The organism is Micromonospora sp. NPDC000316, from assembly GCF_042898885.1.
Lineage (GTDB): Bacteria > Actinomycetota > Actinomycetes > Mycobacteriales > Micromonosporaceae > Micromonospora.
Window position 1 is genome coordinate 378,721 of record NZ_JBIAZG010000002.1, and the last position, 16,389, is coordinate 395,109.

At 71.2% G+C, this 16,389-nt stretch carries 16 protein-coding genes; 13 read left to right on the forward strand and 3 right to left on the reverse strand.

Annotated features, from left to right (window positions below; genetic code table 11):
• Positions 1 to 20 precede the first annotated feature (20 nt).
• From ACFY2Q_RS06295 to ACFY2Q_RS06305, 3 genes are all read left to right on the forward strand, one after another.
• A complete protein-coding gene (locus ACFY2Q_RS06295; RefSeq protein ID WP_387128103.1) occupies positions 21 to 1,499 on the forward strand; it encodes a magnesium chelatase in 1,479 nt (492 codons plus the stop codon).
• A gap of 2 nt (positions 1,500 to 1,501) precedes the next feature.
• Positions 1,502 to 3,454: a VWA domain-containing protein gene (locus ACFY2Q_RS06300; protein ID WP_387128104.1), complete on the forward strand. Its 1,953-nt coding sequence runs from the start codon at positions 1,502 to 1,504 to the stop codon at positions 3,452 to 3,454.
• A 120-nt stretch (positions 3,455 to 3,574) separates the two neighbouring features.
• Positions 3,575 to 4,042: a hypothetical protein gene (locus ACFY2Q_RS06305; RefSeq protein WP_387128474.1), complete on the forward strand. Its 468-nt coding sequence runs from the start codon at positions 3,575 to 3,577 to the stop codon at positions 4,040 to 4,042.
• 128 nt (positions 4,043 to 4,170) lie between these two features.
• Here the strand turns inward: ACFY2Q_RS06305 and ACFY2Q_RS06310 are convergent, their stop codons facing one another.
• From ACFY2Q_RS06310 to ACFY2Q_RS06320, 3 genes are read right to left on the reverse strand one after another with little or no spacing between them, the layout of a single operon-like run.
• Entirely contained in the window at positions 4,171 to 4,884 is a 714-nt protein-coding gene (locus tag ACFY2Q_RS06310; protein WP_387128105.1) for an RICIN domain-containing protein, read from the reverse strand.
• 45 nt (positions 4,885 to 4,929) lie between these two features.
• Positions 4,930 to 5,214: a DUF427 domain-containing protein gene (locus tag ACFY2Q_RS06315; protein ID WP_387128106.1), complete on the reverse strand. Its 285-nt coding sequence runs from the start codon at positions 5,212 to 5,214 to the stop codon at positions 4,930 to 4,932.
• A 39-nt stretch (positions 5,215 to 5,253) separates the two neighbouring features.
• Positions 5,254 to 5,724: an aminoacyl-tRNA deacylase gene (locus tag ACFY2Q_RS06320; RefSeq protein WP_387128107.1), complete on the reverse strand. Its 471-nt coding sequence runs from the start codon at positions 5,722 to 5,724 to the stop codon at positions 5,254 to 5,256.
• A 93-nt stretch (positions 5,725 to 5,817) separates the two neighbouring features.
• Between ACFY2Q_RS06320 and ACFY2Q_RS06325 the strand changes: the two genes are divergently transcribed.
• The 10 genes from ACFY2Q_RS06325 (at position 5,818) to ACFY2Q_RS06370 (ending at position 16,383) form a co-directional block, all read left to right on the forward strand.
• On the forward strand, positions 5,818 to 7,215 hold the full coding sequence (locus tag ACFY2Q_RS06325; RefSeq protein WP_387128108.1) for an FAD-binding oxidoreductase: 1,398 nt from the start codon (positions 5,818 to 5,820) through the stop codon (positions 7,213 to 7,215).
• Positions 7,212 to 8,555, forward strand: a complete 1,344-nt coding sequence (locus tag ACFY2Q_RS06330) for a class I SAM-dependent methyltransferase (RefSeq protein ID WP_387128109.1) — start codon at positions 7,212 to 7,214, stop codon at positions 8,553 to 8,555. Before ACFY2Q_RS06325 ends, ACFY2Q_RS06330 begins: the two co-directional genes overlap by 4 nt.
• Positions 8,556 to 8,658: 103 nt before the next feature.
• A complete protein-coding gene (locus ACFY2Q_RS06335) occupies positions 8,659 to 9,216 on the forward strand; it encodes a helix-turn-helix domain-containing protein (protein WP_387128110.1) in 558 nt (185 codons plus the stop codon).
• Positions 9,209 to 10,072, forward strand: a complete 864-nt coding sequence (locus tag ACFY2Q_RS06340; RefSeq protein ID WP_387128111.1) for an SRPBCC family protein — start codon at positions 9,209 to 9,211, stop codon at positions 10,070 to 10,072. Before ACFY2Q_RS06335 ends, ACFY2Q_RS06340 begins: the two co-directional genes overlap by 8 nt.
• 245 nt (positions 10,073 to 10,317) lie before the next feature.
• Positions 10,318 to 11,415, forward strand: coding sequence for a hypothetical protein (locus tag ACFY2Q_RS06345; RefSeq protein ID WP_387128112.1), 1,098 nt, complete (start codon positions 10,318 to 10,320; stop codon positions 11,413 to 11,415).
• Positions 11,416 to 11,436: 21 nt separating this feature from the next.
• Positions 11,437 to 11,715, forward strand: a complete 279-nt coding sequence (locus ACFY2Q_RS06350) for a hypothetical protein (protein ID WP_387128113.1) — start codon at positions 11,437 to 11,439, stop codon at positions 11,713 to 11,715.
• An 89-nt stretch (positions 11,716 to 11,804) separates the two neighbouring features.
• Positions 11,805 to 12,038 carry a zinc-ribbon domain-containing protein gene (locus ACFY2Q_RS06355; RefSeq protein ID WP_387128114.1) on the forward strand — a complete coding sequence of 78 codons (234 nt, stop codon included), beginning with the start codon at positions 11,805 to 11,807 and terminating at the stop codon, positions 12,036 to 12,038.
• Between the two features lie 380 nt (positions 12,039 to 12,418).
• Complete coding sequence (locus ACFY2Q_RS06360; RefSeq protein WP_387128115.1) at positions 12,419 to 14,686, forward strand: putative bifunctional diguanylate cyclase/phosphodiesterase; 2,268 nt, start codon at positions 12,419 to 12,421, stop codon at positions 14,684 to 14,686.
• A gap of 39 nt (positions 14,687 to 14,725) precedes the next feature.
• A complete protein-coding gene (locus ACFY2Q_RS06365) occupies positions 14,726 to 15,484 on the forward strand; it encodes a MerR family transcriptional regulator (RefSeq protein ID WP_387128116.1) in 759 nt (252 codons plus the stop codon).
• Between the two features lie 92 nt (positions 15,485 to 15,576).
• Positions 15,577 to 16,383, forward strand: a complete 807-nt coding sequence (locus ACFY2Q_RS06370) for a hypothetical protein (protein ID WP_387128117.1) — start codon at positions 15,577 to 15,579, stop codon at positions 16,381 to 16,383.
• Positions 16,384 to 16,389: the final 6 nt, after the last annotated feature.

The following is a 16,389-nucleotide window of genomic DNA, read 5'->3' on the forward strand; positions in this document are numbered from 1 at the left end:
CCCTCGCACCGTGAGCTAGCGTGGGTCGGGTGACTGCGCCTAATCCGGTAATTCCGGTTCCACCGGCCGACCTGCCCGGCACGCTCGGCGCGCTGCGGGCGGCCGGTCACCAGTACCGCACCGTCAAGCAGGAACTCCGCGACAACCTCCTCGCCCGGATGCGTTCCGGCGAGCCCCGTTTCCCCGGCATCGTCGGGTACGACGACAGCGTGCTGCCCGAGGTCGAGCGGGCGCTGCTCGCCGGGCACGACATGGTGCTGCTCGGCGAACGCGGCCAGGGCAAGACCCGTCTGATCCGCTCGCTCGCCGCGCTGCTCGACGAGTGGACCCCGGTCATCCCCGGCTCGGTGCTCAACGAGCACCCCATGCACCCGCTCACCCCGGCGTCCCGCGCCCAGGTCGCCGAGGCCGGCGACGACCAGCCGGTCGGCTGGCTGCACCGTTCGATGCGGTACGGCGAGAAGCTCGCCACCCCGGACACAAGCGTCGGCGACCTGATCGGCGATGTCGACCCCATCCGGATCGCCCAGGGCCGGACCCTCGGCGACCCGGAGACGATCCACTTCGGGCTGGTGCCCCGCACCAACCGGGGCATCTTCGCCGTCAACGAGCTGCCCGACCTGGCCGAGCGGATCCAGGTGGCCCTGCTCAACGTGCTTGAGGAGCGGGACATCCAGGTCCGTGGCTATCAGCTGCGGCTGCCACTGGACCTGCTCCTGGTGGCAAGCGCCAACCCGGAGGACTACACCAACCGGGGCCGGATCATCACGCCCCTCAAGGACCGGTTCGGTGCGGAGATCCGTACCCACTACCCGATCGACCTGGAGTTGGAGCTGGCCCTGATCCGGCAGGAGGCCGACCTGGTCGCCGAGGTGCCGGAGCACGTGCTGGAGGTGCTGGCCCGGTTCGCCCGCGCGGTGCGGGAGTCGCCGTCGGTGGACCCCCGCTCCGGTGTCTCCGCCCGTTTCGCGATCGCCGCCGCCGAGACGGTCGCCGGTGCCGCTCTGCGTCGCGCCGGGCTGCTCGCCGCCTCGGACACCCTCGCCGCTTCGGACAACCCGGAGGGCCGTCCCGAGGCGGCCGTCGCCCGTGTCGGTGACGCCGTTTCGGTGACGAGCACCCTGCGCGGCAAGGTCGAGTTCGAGAGCGGCGAGGAGGGGCGGGAGATCGAGATCCTCGCCCACCTGCTGCGTACCGCGACCGCCGAGACGTTCCGGGCACGCCTCGCCGGGCTGGACCTGTCCGGGTTCACAGCCCTCGTCGAGGAGGACGCGGTCATCGAGACCGGTGAACTGGTCGGCTCCGGCGAGGTGCTGCGCCAGGTGGGCACCGTACCCGGGCTGGCCAAGGTCATGGACCGGCTCGGCCTGGGCGACGCGCCCACCCCGGAGGAGGCCGCCGCCGCCGTCGAGTTCGTGCTGGAAGGGCTGCACCTGACCCGGCGACTCGGCAAGGACGTCACCGACTCGGGACGCACCGTCTACGGCGGCCGGGGCTGACCGTGGCCGGCAACCGGTTCCGGTACGGGCAGTGGCGCGGCGGACCCGACCCGCTCGCGCCCCCGTACGACGTGCAAGAGGCGGTGGACGCGGTCGGCGCCGAGGTGCTGGCCGGCGGCAGCCTGCGCGAGGCGCTGCGCAACCTGCTGCGCCGTGGTCCACAGGGGCGTGGTGGCCTGGACGACCTGGCCGCCCGGGCACGGCGGCTGCGTCGGGAGGCGCTTCGCCGTGGCGACCTGGACGGCGCGGTGACCCGTGCGCAGGCACTGCTCGACCAGGCCCTCGCCGCCGAGCGGGACGAGCTGCGGGGCCGCGACGACGACAACGCGCGGTTCGCCGAGTCGGTGCTCGACAACCTGCCCCGGTCCACCGCGCGGGCGGTGGAGGAGTTGGCCGGCTACCAGTGGGCCAGCGAGGCCGCCCGCCGCTCGTACCAGCAGATCCTCGACCAGCTCCGTGACGACGTACTCGGTCAGCGGTTCGCCGGGCTGCGCGACGCGGCGCGCGCCTCCGCCGACCCGGCCGTTCAGCAGCGGCTCGCCGACATGATGCGGGACCTGAACGACCTGCTGGCCCGGCACGGCCGCGCGGAGGACACCACAGACGCGTTCGCCGAGTTCATGCGCCGGCACGGCGAGTTCTTCCCGGAGCAGCCGACGACCGTCGACGAGCTGATCGACGTGCTGGCCCGCCGTTCGGCGGCCGGCGAGCGGCTGATGAACTCGCTCTCCGACAGGCAGCGCGCCGAGCTGGCCGGTCTGATGCAGCAGTCGCTGGGGGACCGGCTGGCCGGGGAGTTGTCCGCGCTCGATGCGAACCTGCGCGCGTTGCGGCCGGATCTGCGGTGGGGACGCGGCGAGCGGGTCCGGGGCGAGCAGCCGTTGGACTACGCCGACGCGGCCGGGGCGCTCGGCGAGATCGGCGAGCTGGACGACCTGCTGGACCAGCTCGACCAGGACCATCCCGGTGCCACCCTTGACGACGTGGACGTCGACGCGGTCGCCCGTACGCTGGGCCGGGACGCCGCCGACGACGTCCGCCGGCTGCGCGAGTTGGAGCGGGAGCTGCGCCGGCAGGGCTGGGTGAGCCGGGACGCGGACGGGCTCACGCTCAGCCCGAAGGCGCTGCGCCGGCTCGGTGGGACCGCGCTGCGGCGGGTCTTCGCCGATCTGACCGCCGGGCCGCGGGGGCAGCACGACCTGCGTTCGGCGGGCGCCGCCGGCGAGGTCAGCGGTGCGTCGCGACAGTGGGAGTACGGCGACGAGCAGCCCCTTGACGTCGTCCGCACCCTGACGCGGGCGGTCACCCGGGCCGGGCCGACCGTTCCGGTGCAGCTCGCGGTGGACGACTTCGAGGTGGTGGAGACCGAGAAGAGGGCCTCCGCCGCGGTGGTGCTCTGCGTCGACCTGTCGTACTCGATGATCTCGCAGGGTCGTTGGGGGCCGATGAAGCAGACGGCGCTGGCCCTGGCGCACCTGATGGAGACGCGTTTCCCGCAGGACGCCCTGCAGATCGTCGGCTTCGGTCGGGAGGCGATGACGCTCACCCAGCAGGAGTTGGCCGCCGTGGAGCCGGATCTGGAACAGGGCACCAACCTTCAGCACGCGCTGCGGCTGGCGGGTCGGCACCTGCGCCGGCATCCGGACGCCGAGCCGGTGGTGTTGGTGGTCACCGACGGTGAGCCGACAGCCCACCTGGACCCGGATGACGGGGAGGCCCTGTTTCACTGGCCGCCCCTGCCGGAGACGATCGAGGCGACCGTCCGGGAGGTGGACCGGCTCAGTCGCTACGGCGCCACGCTCAACCTGTTCATGCTCGGCGACGACCCTGGCCTGCGCCGCTTCGTCGACGCGGTGGCCCGCCGCAGCCGAGGCCGCATGTTCACCCCGGACACCGACGACCTAGGCGAGTATGTCGTGTCCGACTACCTCCGCTCCCGCCAGTCCCGCCGCTAGCGCCCCGCCCGCCCCGCGCCGATCATGGGGTCGTGCTGGGTGATAAAAGGTGCCCGTCCGAGTGAATCGGGCACCACAACGCCATGATCGACGGGGTGGGGCGGGTGGGGTGGGGTTGTGGTGGAGAGTGACGGGTTGCGGCGGGCGTACGACGGGGTGTTCGCCGAGATCGACGGGGCGACGTTCGGGCCTGCCCCGCAGGGGCAGCTCAGTGCCGAGCAGATCGTCGCGCACCTGGTCGCCAACGACGAGCTGATGATCCAGGCCACCGAGGCGCTGTTGGCGGGGTCGACGTTCGCCTACTACGACCTGGATGACATGCACCGTCCGCAGCTCGACGCGTTGGTTGCCGAGCAGGGCGGCCTCCGTGGTCTGACCGCGCTGTTGCACGGCACGAGCGAACGGCTCTGCGTGCTTGTGGGTCAGCTCGGCCTGGAGGCGGAGACTCCTGTCGCGACCTGCCTGCGGGAGGGCCTCGACCTCGACGTCGACGGCCCCCTGCCCTGGGCCCGCACCCTGGACCTGCACACCCGAGTCCACCTCCCAAAACACCAGACCCAGCTACGCGAGCTCCGCACCAACCCCTGACCCCCGTCGATCTTGCACTTCCTGCCCCGGCGAAGAGGACGTAAGGGGCAAATCCGCGACCGAAAGTGCAAGATCGCGGGGAGGGTGGGTGGCCGGGGGCCGGGAGGTTTCGAGGCTGAGCCGGACGGTCAGCCGAGGGTCCACTGCTGGGCGGGCCGCCCGTCGCAGGGGCGCTGCCGGATGTCGTCCCCGGCCTCGTCGCCGTCGTCGTCGGCCTGCGCGCACTTGCCGCTGTGCGCCGCCACCACCAGCACCGGGCCGGTGCCGGTGGCGGTCAGCCGCCACTGCTGATTGGGCCTGCCGTGGCAGGGGAACTGCATCATCCGGGCGCCGTCGTCGCCGCTGCCGCCCTCGACGTCGAGGCACTGCCCGTAGGCGGCGTTGGTGAGCGTGACGACGTCCGCGGCGGCCGGGTTGACCACCCACTGCTGCTCCGGGCCACCGGTGCAGGCCGCCAGTTCGGCGTCGGCCTTCTCGCCGTCGCCGTCGAGCCCGAGGCAGAGCCCGGAGGTGGCCCGTACCGTCGTCGGCCCGGTGGGCGGGCCGGCCGGGGTGGTGGGCGACGGGGTCGGCGACGGCTCGACCGAGGCGGTCGGGCTCGGCTCGGCCGCCGGGGTGGTGGGCGCCGGCACGCTTGACGGCGCGCCCACCGTCGCCGGCACCACCGGGTCGCCGTCACCGTCGAACAGCCCGGTGGCGAAGACCACCCCCACGAGTACGCCGATCAGCCCGACCGCCACCGCCAGCCGCAGCAGAGGATCGCTCAACAGGCCGGAGTTCGGCGCCCGGCGACCGCCGTAGACGGTGCCGGCGGGCGGGGGGCGTTCCTCGGGCGCGGACATGGGGCCATCCTCACCCACTCCGGCGCGCCGGAGCCAACCCGGCGTTCAGTCGACGACCCGGACGTCCTTCCAGAACGCCACCCGGTCGCGCACCATCTCGGCGTCCGGCTTGGGCTCCGGGTAGTACCAGACCGCGTCCTCGCTGGTGCTGCCCTCGTGTTCGAGGGTGTAGTACGAGGCGGTGCCCTTCCACGGGCAGACGGTGTGCGTCGAGGACTCGCGGATCAGGTCGTCGCGCAGGGCGGAGCGGGGGAAGTAGTGGTTGCCCTCTACCAGCACGGTGTCGTCGCTCTCGGCGACGACCAGGTCGTTCCACACGGCTTTCGGCATGCCTCCCACAGTAGGCCGCCGCATTGACGACGACAGGGTTCAGCGGGTGGGCTGTGGGTCTGTGACATCGGCCACGGTTGCCCCCAGCGCGGTGATCGCGGCATCGGCGTCGACCGCAATGGCGAGACCGCGTTCGCCCGCGCCCAGCGTGATCTCCCGACCGCGCAGCCGCTCGTCGGCGATGACCGGCCAGGCCGTGCTCGCGCCGAACGGGGTGATGGTCCCGCGCTCGTAGCCGGTGGCGGCCAGGGCAGCTGCCGCGTCCGGCATGGACAGACGGTGCACCCCCAGCAGTTTCCGCAGCTTAGGCCAGGAGACGACCCGGTCGCCGGGGGTGAGAACGAAGAGATGATCGTCTGCGTGTCGGCGTACCACGATCGTCTTGACCACGTCCGGAATGGCGACGCCGCGGGCGGCGGCGGCCTCCGCCAGGCTGCCGACCGGGCCGTGGCTGACCAATCGGTACGGGAGTCCGGCGGAGTCCAGGGCGGCGATCGCGGGCGACGGCATGATCGTCACGGTAGTGGCCCGGCCTGGCACTGGACGGGAAATGGCCGCTGGCGACATCCCACGAATTTCGGGGCTCGGGCGTAAGGTGATCACATGCGCGCTGAGCGTGTGGATCACCCCATTGACCATGATCAAGCGGTGGACACGTTGCGACGGTCGTACGCCGCAGTGCCCACGGGCGAGCCTGTCCGGCTGGCCAAACGAACCTCCAACCTGTTCCGCCCCCGGTCCGCTCCCCGGACCCCGGGCCTCGACGTGAGTGGCCTCAACCGCGTGCTCTCGGTCGACGCGACCGCCCGGACCGCCGACGTGCAGGGCATGTGCACGTACGAGGACCTGGTCGACGCGACGCTGCCGCACGGGCTGATGCCGCTCGTGGTGCCGCAACTGCGCACCATCACCCTGGGCGGGGCGGTGACCGGCCTCGGCATCGAGTCGACGTCGTTCCGCAACGGCCTGCCGCACGAGTCGGTGCTGGAGTTGGACATCCTCACCGGCTCCGGCGAGATCGTCACGGCCCGGCCCGACGGCGAGCACGCCGACCTGTTCGCGGCGTTCCCCAACTCGCTTGGCAGTCTCGGTTACGCCACCCGGCTGCGCATCGAGCTGCAACCGGTCGGCCGGTACGTGGCGTTGCGCAACGTCCGGTTCACCCAGTTGGAGGCGCTCACCGACGCGATCGCCGAGGTGACCGCCACCCGGTCCTGGGCCGGCGAGCCGGTCGACACGCTGGACGGGGTGATGTTCAGCCCCGGCGAGTCGTACCTGGTGCTGGGCACCTTCACCGACACGGCCGACCCGCCGAGCGACTACACCGGTCAGGCGATCTACTACCGGTCGCTGCGTCGGCGGACCCGCGACGTGCTCACCGCGTACGACTATCTGTGGCGCTGGGACACCGACTGGTTCTGGTGCTCGGCGGCGTTCGGCGCGCAGCACCCGGTGGTGCGCAGGCTCTGGCCTGCGCGTTACCGGCGCAGCGACGTCTACCACAGGTTGGTGCGGCTGGAGCACCGGCACCAGGTGGCGGCCCGGGTCGACAGGCTGCGCGGCCAGCCGGCCCGGGAGCGGGTCGTGCAGGACGTGGAGATTCCGCTGGACCGTACTGCCGACTTCCTGCGGTGGTTCGCCGGCAATGTGGGGATGACCCCTGTGTGGCTGTGTCCGTTGCGGTTGCGCGAGCCGGCGGGTCCCGGTTCCGCGCGCTCCTGGCCGCTGTATCCGCTCCGGCCGGGGCTGGACTACGTCAACATTGGGTTCTGGGGGAGCGTGCCGATCGCGCCGGGCGCCGCTGACGGCGACGTCAACCGCACGATCGAACGCAGGGTGTCGGAGTCGGGCGGTCACAAGTCGCTCTACTCCGACGCGTACTACGACCGGGACGCGTTCGATCGCCTCTACGGCGGCGAGACGTGGCGCGCGGTGAAGGACCGCTACGACCCGGACCACCGGCTGACGGGACTGTACGAGAAGGCGGTAGCACGAGCATGAGCCTGACCGACCGAGACCAGGGGGCGGCGAGCGCTCCCGCAACCCCACCGGCGGGGGGCCGGCCCACGGGTCCGACCGTGGCGGACGTCGTCCGCGCGGTCACCGCGGGGCCGCTGCCGGTGCGCATCACCGGGTACGACGGCAGCGCCGTCGGCCCGTCCGACGCCGGCATCACCCTGTCGATCCGTTCCGAGCGGGGGTTGTCGTACCTGCTCACGGCCCCTGGCGACCTGGGCATGGCCCGGGCGTACGTCAGCGGCGACCTGGCGTTGCAGGGGGTGCACCCGGGCGACCCGTACGAGGCGTTGCGGGTGCTCAAGGACGAGCTGCGGTTGCGTCCGCCGTCGCTTACCGACGGGCTCGCGCTGGTCCGTGGGCTGGGCTGGGAGCGGCTGATGCCGCCGCCGGCCCCGCCGCAGGAGGCGCTGCCGCGGTGGAAGCGGGTGGTGAACGGGCTGCGTCACTCGCGGGTGCGCGACAGCACCGCGATCTCGCACCACTACGACGTCTCGAACGCCTTCTACGAGAAGGTGCTCGGCCCGTCGATGACGTACACCTGCGCGGTTTTCCGTTCTCCGGACGACACCCTGGAGCAGGCCCAGGCGGCGAAGTACGACCTGGTCGCCGGCAAGCTGGGGCTGAAGAAGGGGATGCGGCTGCTGGATGTGGGCTGCGGCTGGGGTGGCATGGTCCGGCACGCCGCGCGGGAGTACGGCGTGAAGGCGCTGGGGGTGACCCTGTCGAAGGCGCAGGCGCAGTGGGCGCAGGCCGCGATCGAGCGGGAGGGCCTGACCGGGCTGGCCGAGGTGCGGCACATGGACTACCGGGACGCGCCCGCGGAGCAGTTCGACGCGGTCTCCTCGATCGGGTTGACCGAGCACATCGGGGTGCGCAACTACCCGGCCTATTTCGGGGCGCTGCGGTCGCGGCTGCGTGCGGGTGGGCGGTTGCTCAACCACTGCATCACGCGGGCGGACAATCGCGCGCCGCACCGCTCGGGCGCGTTCATCGACAGGTACGTCTTCCCGGACGGTGAGCTGGCCGGCCCGGGTCGGCTGATCAGCGAGGTGCACGACGCCGGGCTTGAGGTGCACCACGAGGAGAACCTGCGCGAGCACTACGCGCTGACGCTCGCCGCCTGGTGTCGCAACCTGGTGGAGCACTGGGACTTCTGCGTCTCGGAGGTGGGCGCGGGCACCGCCCGGGTGTGGGGGCTGTACATGGCCGGGTCGCGGATGGCGTTCGAGCGCAACGGCATCCAGTTGCACCAGGTGCTTGCCACCCACAACGGCCCGGACGGCGTGAGCGGCTATCCGCTGCGCCCGGACTGGCTGGCCTGACCGCCTGCTGACCGCCGTCGCCTGAAGCCGCGCCGAAAAAGTCGGCGCGGCTTCTCGCGAAGCGATTGACAAACAAATTTTGTACGTACAAACTGATTTTGCCATGAGAGATGTCCTGTACCTGGAGCAGATCGAGCAGGCCGAGGTCCTGCTCAAGCCGCAGCGCGTCGAGGTGCTGCGGCAACTGGCCGAACCGCGCACCTGCACCGAGGTCGCGGCCCGACTCGACCAGACGCCACAGCGCGTCTACTACCACGTCAAACAGCTCGTCGCGGCAGGCCTGGTCGAGCTGGTAAACGAGCGCAAGGTCCGCGGCATCACCGAGGGCATCTACCAGGCCGCCGCCCGGTCCTACTGGCTCTCGCCCCGGCTGGTCGGCCGGATCGGGCTGCGCCGCGCCCGCGACGAGCTGAGCCTGGGCTACCTGCTCGACCTGATGGAGGACGTCCAGGCCGACATCGCCGCCCTGGACCGGGCGGCGCCCGAGCTGCCCTCGATCGGGGTCTCCGGCGAGATCCGCGTGCCGGCGGAGCATCGCCAGCAGTTCCTGCACGACCTGCAAACCGCACTTCAGGATCTGTTCACCCGCTACGGCGGCAACGAGGGAGATGCCTTCAAGATCGCCGTGGCCTGCTATCCGAAAGGCAACGACAATGAGTGAACCGTTGAAGGTGCAGGCCCGCCTCTCCGCGCCCGTCGGGCGCGTCCGCCAGGCCCTGACCGACCCGGCCGAGCTGCGCCTCTGGCTGGCCGAGCACGCCGAGGTCGAGCTGCCCCGGCGGTACGAGTTCTGGGGCCGCTACACGCCCGAGGGCGACGCCCCGCATCAGCGTCTGCTGCACGCCGACGACGACACCCTGCGCTTCGGCTGGTCGCTCGACGGTGTGGAGACCACCACCGAGTTCCAGTTGACCGCCGAGGGTGCCGACAGCACCGTCCTGACGTTGACCCAGAGCCACTTCGACTTCGCCGAGGCGATGAGCGGCTCCAGCATCCGTGGTGTCCTCCAGACGTACTGGGCGCTGGCCATCGCCAACCTGGCCTCCCACCTGGAGGGCCGACCGCTCCTGCCGCGCACCGACTTCACCTCCGCCGACCTGCGCGGCGAGCTTGTCATCGCCGCCCCCGCCGACAAGGTGTGGGAGTCGCTGACCGACTCCGAGCAGGCAAGCGCCTGGTTCGGCTACCCGATCGGCATCGAGCCGTGGGTCGGCGGCCGGTACGCGATGGGCGGCTTCGAAAACGGCTACGCGGCCAAGGTCGTTGACCTGGAGCCGGGCCGCAAGATGTCCGTCGACTGGGGACCGACAGGTGTCACGCACTGGGAGTTGGCCGAGTCCGGCGGTCGGACCACGCTGACCTTCGTGCAGAGCGGCTTCGACGAGGGCAACCCCCCGTACGCGGCCTGGAGCGGTTCGGTGGCCGGGCTGGCCGAGCTGCGCCGCTTCCACGAGGTGCGGGGCTGGCAGCCGATCTGGCTCGCGGAAGAGGTGCCCGGCCTGGAGCCCGCCAACTGATCGACACGTCGAGTCGGCCTCCACCCTGGACAGTCCGCGCCGCCGGCCGGTCGGTCCAGGGTGGAGCATCGGATAACACGGGCTCGTTGGCTTCCCGCGCGGCCGGTAAGATCGGCCCAGTTTCCGAAGACCCGGCGGCCAAGGCGGTGTGGTGGCACATCCAGAGCGTGCGGATCAGGCCCTCCGGGGCGGCGACGACGCCTGGCCGGTGTGTGGGCTGACCGACCCGAGACTGGAGCTGCCCGGTGGGCCTGCAGCTGCCATCTGAGCTCGCCGAAGCCCTCAACTGGGTAGGTTTCACCTGGCCGGAGGCCGACGAGGAACTACTGTTCGAGGCCGCCCAGGCGTGGATGTCCTTCGCCGGCAAGCTGCGCATGACGGCTGCCCAGGCGAACGCCGGAGCCAGCGCCGTGAGCGCGACAAATCGTGGGCGTGACATCACCGCCTTCGAAGCACAGTGGCGCGACGAGGAGGGTCCACTCCGCCGTATCGAGGACGGTGCCGAGGCCGCGGAACTCATCGCCGCCGCGCTACTCGTGATGGCCGTGATCACGTTGGCCCAGAAGATCCTCACGATCGTTCAGCTGACGATCCTGGTGATCCAGGTTGCCATGGCCCTGGCGGCAGCCACCCCCACCCTCGGTGGTTCGCTGGCACAGATCCCGATCGCGATCGGCGTGGCCCGGGTCGCGATCCGCCGGATCATCAAGGAGGTCGTGGAACGGGTCGTCAAGGAGATCATTCCGCGAATGCTCCGCCGCGCCAAGACGTTGCTGCGCCGGTTCAACCGCAAGGGCCCCAAACGTCGTCCGGAGCGACCCGGCGTGCCGAGGCCGATGCAGGAGGTCCGTTACCAGGGCCGACCGATGCGGGATGACTACCGGTACGAGACCATGGGCGACCACCCGGGGAATCCCTTCCGACCCAAATCGGTGCGTCGACTCAGCGAGTCGGAACTGGAAGATCACCGGGTGTACATCGACTCGGACGGCGTCCTGCGCCAGGCACTGGACGGCAAGCCATTCGACACCCGTGCCGCGTCCACGCACTGGAGCCAGGACGGCGGCCGGGCCATCTTCGTCATGGACGAGCGGGGCAACATCTACGCCTCGAACTACCAGGAGGTCGGTAACTTCCACCACTCGACCCTGGGCAACGGCCGGCCGGTCGCGGCAGCCGGCGAGATCGCGGTCGTCGACGGTAAGGTGCAGTACGTGACCTCCGCCAGCGGGCACTATCGCCCCGATCCGCAACAGATGCGGCAGGTCACCGACGAGTTGAGCCGTAACGGCGTCAACGACATTCCGCTCTTCGGCTTCGACGGCCGTACCCGGTTGAATTGACCCGTCGGAAAGGGATGCGGAATGAGCGAGCATGACTGGAAGGGCGTCACCAACCAGATCCTGTACGGGGTGATGTTCACCCCGCAGTTGGACGACGCCGCCGCCAGCCAGATGGCCGCAGCGATGATGGAGCGGCGCTACTTCGGCGATGGTCCGGACGTGTACGCGGACGCGATCGCCCAGGCTCAGCGATACACCGGCCCGCTGACCGACGACATCGAGACGCCGCACAGCGAGCAGGGTTTCCGCGATTTCCTGCGCAGGCTCGCGGGCGAGTTGAACGAACGGCGGGGGCAGTAGACCAGCCGTGAGGCAGGCGTCAGCGCGGTCGCTCTGATCCGCCGGCTGGATCCGGTGACTTTCCCGGGTGGAGTGGGTACTGGCGGACGATGTTCTTCATCTTCGGTCTGCGTACCAAGGTCGACCGGGTCGGTGTCGTGCAGCAGGTCTGCCGCCACTGCGGCAACCACGCCGCCCAGGTGATCACCCGCCGGTCGACCAAATTCTCCCTCTTCTTCGTTCCCCTCATCCCGATCCGCACCCGGTACGCGTCGCAGTGCACGTTCTGCGGGGCGCAGTACGAGATCTCCAAGTCCGACGCCGAGCGTCTCCCGGTCGGCTGACCCGTCGATGGAACGCTTCCTCTGCTGGTTGATCCGCCGGCCACCGCCCCCGGCAGGCGCTGCGGTGCACACCGCCTCGCGCCCGCCCTGCACCCCCGGCTGGCGGAAACGCAGCCGCGCCCGCCGCCCGCTGGCCGGCACCAGGCTGCCCCGCTCACCCTGGAACCGTTCCACCGGCCGCTGACTGGACCCGCCGGGCGGGCACCGGACCCGCCGGGCGCGCACCGGCTGTCCGGAGACCCTGACTGGACGGCCGTTCGTGGCTGGACCGGCGTAAACCTTCGGCCCTGGCGGCGTACTCGGGCGGTGGTTAGGCTTTCGGAGTTTGCCGTGGACCGGCCTTTTCGAGGGTGCACGCACGACGACGAGCCGGAGCGACCGTGTCCCGACAGGACGTGCAGCAGGCTGCGAGCGCGCGCACCCGCGCCGGTGCGTTCGTCACGGCTGCGGTAATCGTCGTGGAGGCGTGCTGGCTGTTCGCCGCGCTGCCCGGCGCCGCGCTGGTGAGCGACGTCGGCGGGATGCTCGTGGCCGGCTGGGCGACGACCGCCTGTGTCGGTGCGGCACGTCGACATCCGGCGCCGCTGCGCCGCTTCTGGACGCTGCTGGCCGTCACCATGGCGCTCGCCGCGCTCGGCCGGGCGATCTGGACGACGCAGCGGCTCGTCGGTGACGACCTGCCGCACACGCCGCTTGTCGGGGCGGTCTTCACCGCCGGCATCCTCACCGGCACGGCCGCGCTGCTCGGCTCGCCGTCCGCGCCACGGAGCGCCGTCGGGCAGGCCCGTACGTTGCTGGACGGGGTGATCGTCGCACTGGCCCTGGTGCCGATCGGTTGGGTGCTCGTGTTCCGCGGGGTCGCCGCAGCGGAGTTGGCCGACCCGGCGCGCACACTGGGGCTGCTCTACCCGATGTTCGACCTGATGCAGCTCACCATCCTGGTAGCGGTCTCCGGCCCGGCCCGGCCGATGTGGCGGCCGATGAGCGTGCTCGCGGCGAGCCTCACCCTGCGCGTGGTCGCCGACATCGTCTACGTGTCGCTTGTCGCCCGCGACAGCTACGCCGCCGGTCATCCGATCGACCTGTGCTGGCCGCTGAGCTACCTGCTGATCGGCCTGGCCACCAGGTACCCGCCGCCGCCGGACTGCGACGGCACCGACGACACCGCCGAGTCGCCGCTGCCGCCCTGGTGGCGGGTGGCGTTGCCGTACCTGCCGGTCGGCGGGGCGATCATCGCTGTGATGCTGGCCCGTCGACCCACCGGCCAGACCCCACAGCTGATCTTCGTGACGATGATGGTGCTGCTCGGCGCCCTCGCCGTACGGCAGGGTTTGGCGGCCAACGAGAACCTGCGGCTTGTGGTCCGGCTGCGCCGGCTCGCGTACGGCGACCAGCTCACCGGGCTGCCCAACCGGCTGCTGTTCAACAGGCGGCTGCGCCTGGCCCTGCGCGACGGGCGACCGGTAGCCGTTCTGCTGCTTGACCTGGACGGGTTCAAGCAGGTCAACGACAGGTTCGGGCACGCCACGGGTGACACCCTGCTGACCGGCCTGGCGGCCCGGATGCGCGTGGCTGTCGGCGGTGACGGCACCATCGCGCGGCTCGGCGGCGACGAGTTCGCGGTGCTTGTCGACGGTGACCGGCCGGTGCCCCCGGAACGCCTCGCGGAACGGCTGCTGGACGCGCTGCGCCCCTCCGACGGCGAGGAGGACGTCGGTGTGCACCCGTCGGCGAGCATCGGCATCGCCGAGTACGGGCCGCAGCACACCTCCCACACCGATCTGCTGCGCGACGCCGACATCGCCATGTACGCGGCAAAGGCGGCCGGCAAGTCCGCGTACCGAACGTGCACCCCGGCGCTGCGCGAGTCGGCCGTGTCCCGGGCCGAGTTGATCGCCGACCTGCGCCGCGCCGTCGACGAGGACCAGTTGCACCTGGAGTTCCAGCCCATCGTCGACCTGTCCACCGGCGCGGTACGAAGCGCCGAGGCGTTGGTGCGCTGGCGGCATCCCCGGCTGGGAATGCTGCCGCCGGCCCGGTTCCTGCCGCTGGCCGAGGAGACGGGCCTGATCCTGCCGATCGACCGCTGGGTGATCCATGAGGCGTGTCGGGCGGCGGCGACCTGGCGGGAGCGGGTGCCGGACGCGACAGTCGCGGTCAACATCGCCGCCGCGCACCTGCGCCGGCCGGACCTGATCGCCACTGTCACGGCGGCCACAAGCGCCGCCGGTCTGGCGCCCCGGGCGTTGACCCTGGAGCTGACCGAGTCGGCGTTGATCGAGGGCACCGACGCGGTGTTGGAGCGGCTGCACCAGCTTCGGGATCTGGGCATCCGGATCGCCATCGACGACTTCGGCACCGGCTATTCGTCGCTGAGCTACCTGCACCGCATCCCGGCCACCGAGCTGAAGATCGACAGGTCGTTCGTGGCTCGGCTCGGGGCCGACGACCGCGCGTACGCCACGGTGGAGATGGTCACCCGGCTGGCCGGCGCGTTCGACATGGCGGTGGTCGCCGAGGGTGTCGAGACCGAACGCCAACACGAGGCGGTCACCGCGATCGGCTGCCCACGGGGCCAGGGCTATCTGTACGGGCGGCCGGATACCGCCGCCACCGTGGGCCAGAATCAGGGCTTGACCCTCACGTAACGGCAGGCGGGAGCCTGGTTGCCGGAAGGGAGGGGAACCATGGCGTACACGGTGGGTCAGGTGGCGAAGGTCGCCGGCGTGACGGTCCGGACGTTGCACCACTACGACGAGATCGGTCTGCTCTCGCCGAGCGGCCGGACGCCGGCCGGCTACCGCCGCTACGACGACGCGGACCTGCAACGGTTGCAGCTCGTCCTGTACTACCGCGAGCTGGGTTTCCCGCTGGAGCAGATCGCCGAGATCATCGACGAACCGGCGGCCGACCCGGCCGCGCACCTGCGTCGCCAGCACGAGCTGCTGACGGTACGCATCAAACGGTTGCAGGAGATGCTCGCGGCGATCGAGTTCGCGATGGAGGCGAGCAAGTTGAACATCAATCTCACCCCCGAGGAGCGCTTCGAGGTCTTCGGGGACTTCACGCCGGAGGAGCACGAGGCCGAGGCCGAGCGGCGGTGGGGTGACACCGACGCGTACCGGGAGTCGAACCGGCGGGCGGCGGGCCACAGCAAGGAGGACTGGCTGCGGATCAAGGCGGAGAACGAGGAGTGGGGTCGGCAGATCGTCGCCGTGCTCACCTCGGGCGCGCCCGCGGACAGCCCGGAGGCGATGGAGTTGGCCGAGGAGCACAGGCAGATCATCAGCCGCTGGTTCTACGAGTGCTCGTACGAGATCCACACCGGGCTTGCCGACATGTACCTGGCCGACGAGCGGTTCACCGCGCACTACGAGAACATCGCCCCCGGTCTTGCGGAGTACCTGAACGAGGCGATCCACGCCAACGCGATCACCCGCGCGTGAGCCGGTGCGGTCCGGCTAGTCTGGCCGGACCGCACCGCGGTGACCGTCGATCGGCGACCGGCCGGCGGCGTGCCCGATCGGGGGAGATGACCGTGCAGAAGCCCAAGCTGGTCGCCGCAGGCGTCGCCCTCGCCGTGGCGGTGGCCGCCGGGGTGTGGGCAGTGGTCGCCGCCGGTGACGAGCCGGACGCCAGCCGCCCGTCGGCAGGCGCGTCGACCGCCCCGGCCAGCGTGTCACCCGCGCCGGTCCCGACCGACCCGGTCGGCGCGCTGAAGGCCGCCGCGGTGAAGGCCGACGAGCAGTCGTACAAGCTGACGGTGGGCACCGGCGGGGCGGCGGGCGGGGACAGCACTGTGTTGCTCTGGGACCCGAAGGCGAAGCGCGGGCTGGAGACCACCTCGCTGAAGGTGCCGAACGGTGAGGTGAAGATCGAGCGGTTGACCACCGGGCCGGACGTCTACGTGCGGGTAAGCGCCCCGGACCGTCGGGTGCCGGTCTGGGACGGCAAGACCTGGTGGCACGTCGGCGCACCTGGCGCACCGGGGTCCAAGCAGGGCCTGGACAACACCCGGCTGGCCAGCACGCTCACCGCGCCGGCAAACGTCCGGCAGACGGGTGTGCGGGAGTACGCGGGCACGCTTGACCTGCGTGACAGCGCGGCCGTGCTGGGCAGCGGGGTCGGCGGGGTGCTCGGCGACCGGGCCGCCGCGGTGCCGTTCACCGCCACCGTCGACGAGCAGGGTCGGCTGGTCCGCTACCGGATCGAGTTGGCCGCCGAGCAGTCGAAGACCGCTCAGCTCGACCTGACGTACTCGGATTTCGGGCTTCCGGTGTCGGCCGACCCGCCGGCGGCCGACCTGGTGGGCGAGGACCCACCGGCGAACATTCCCGGCGCGTGACGTCGG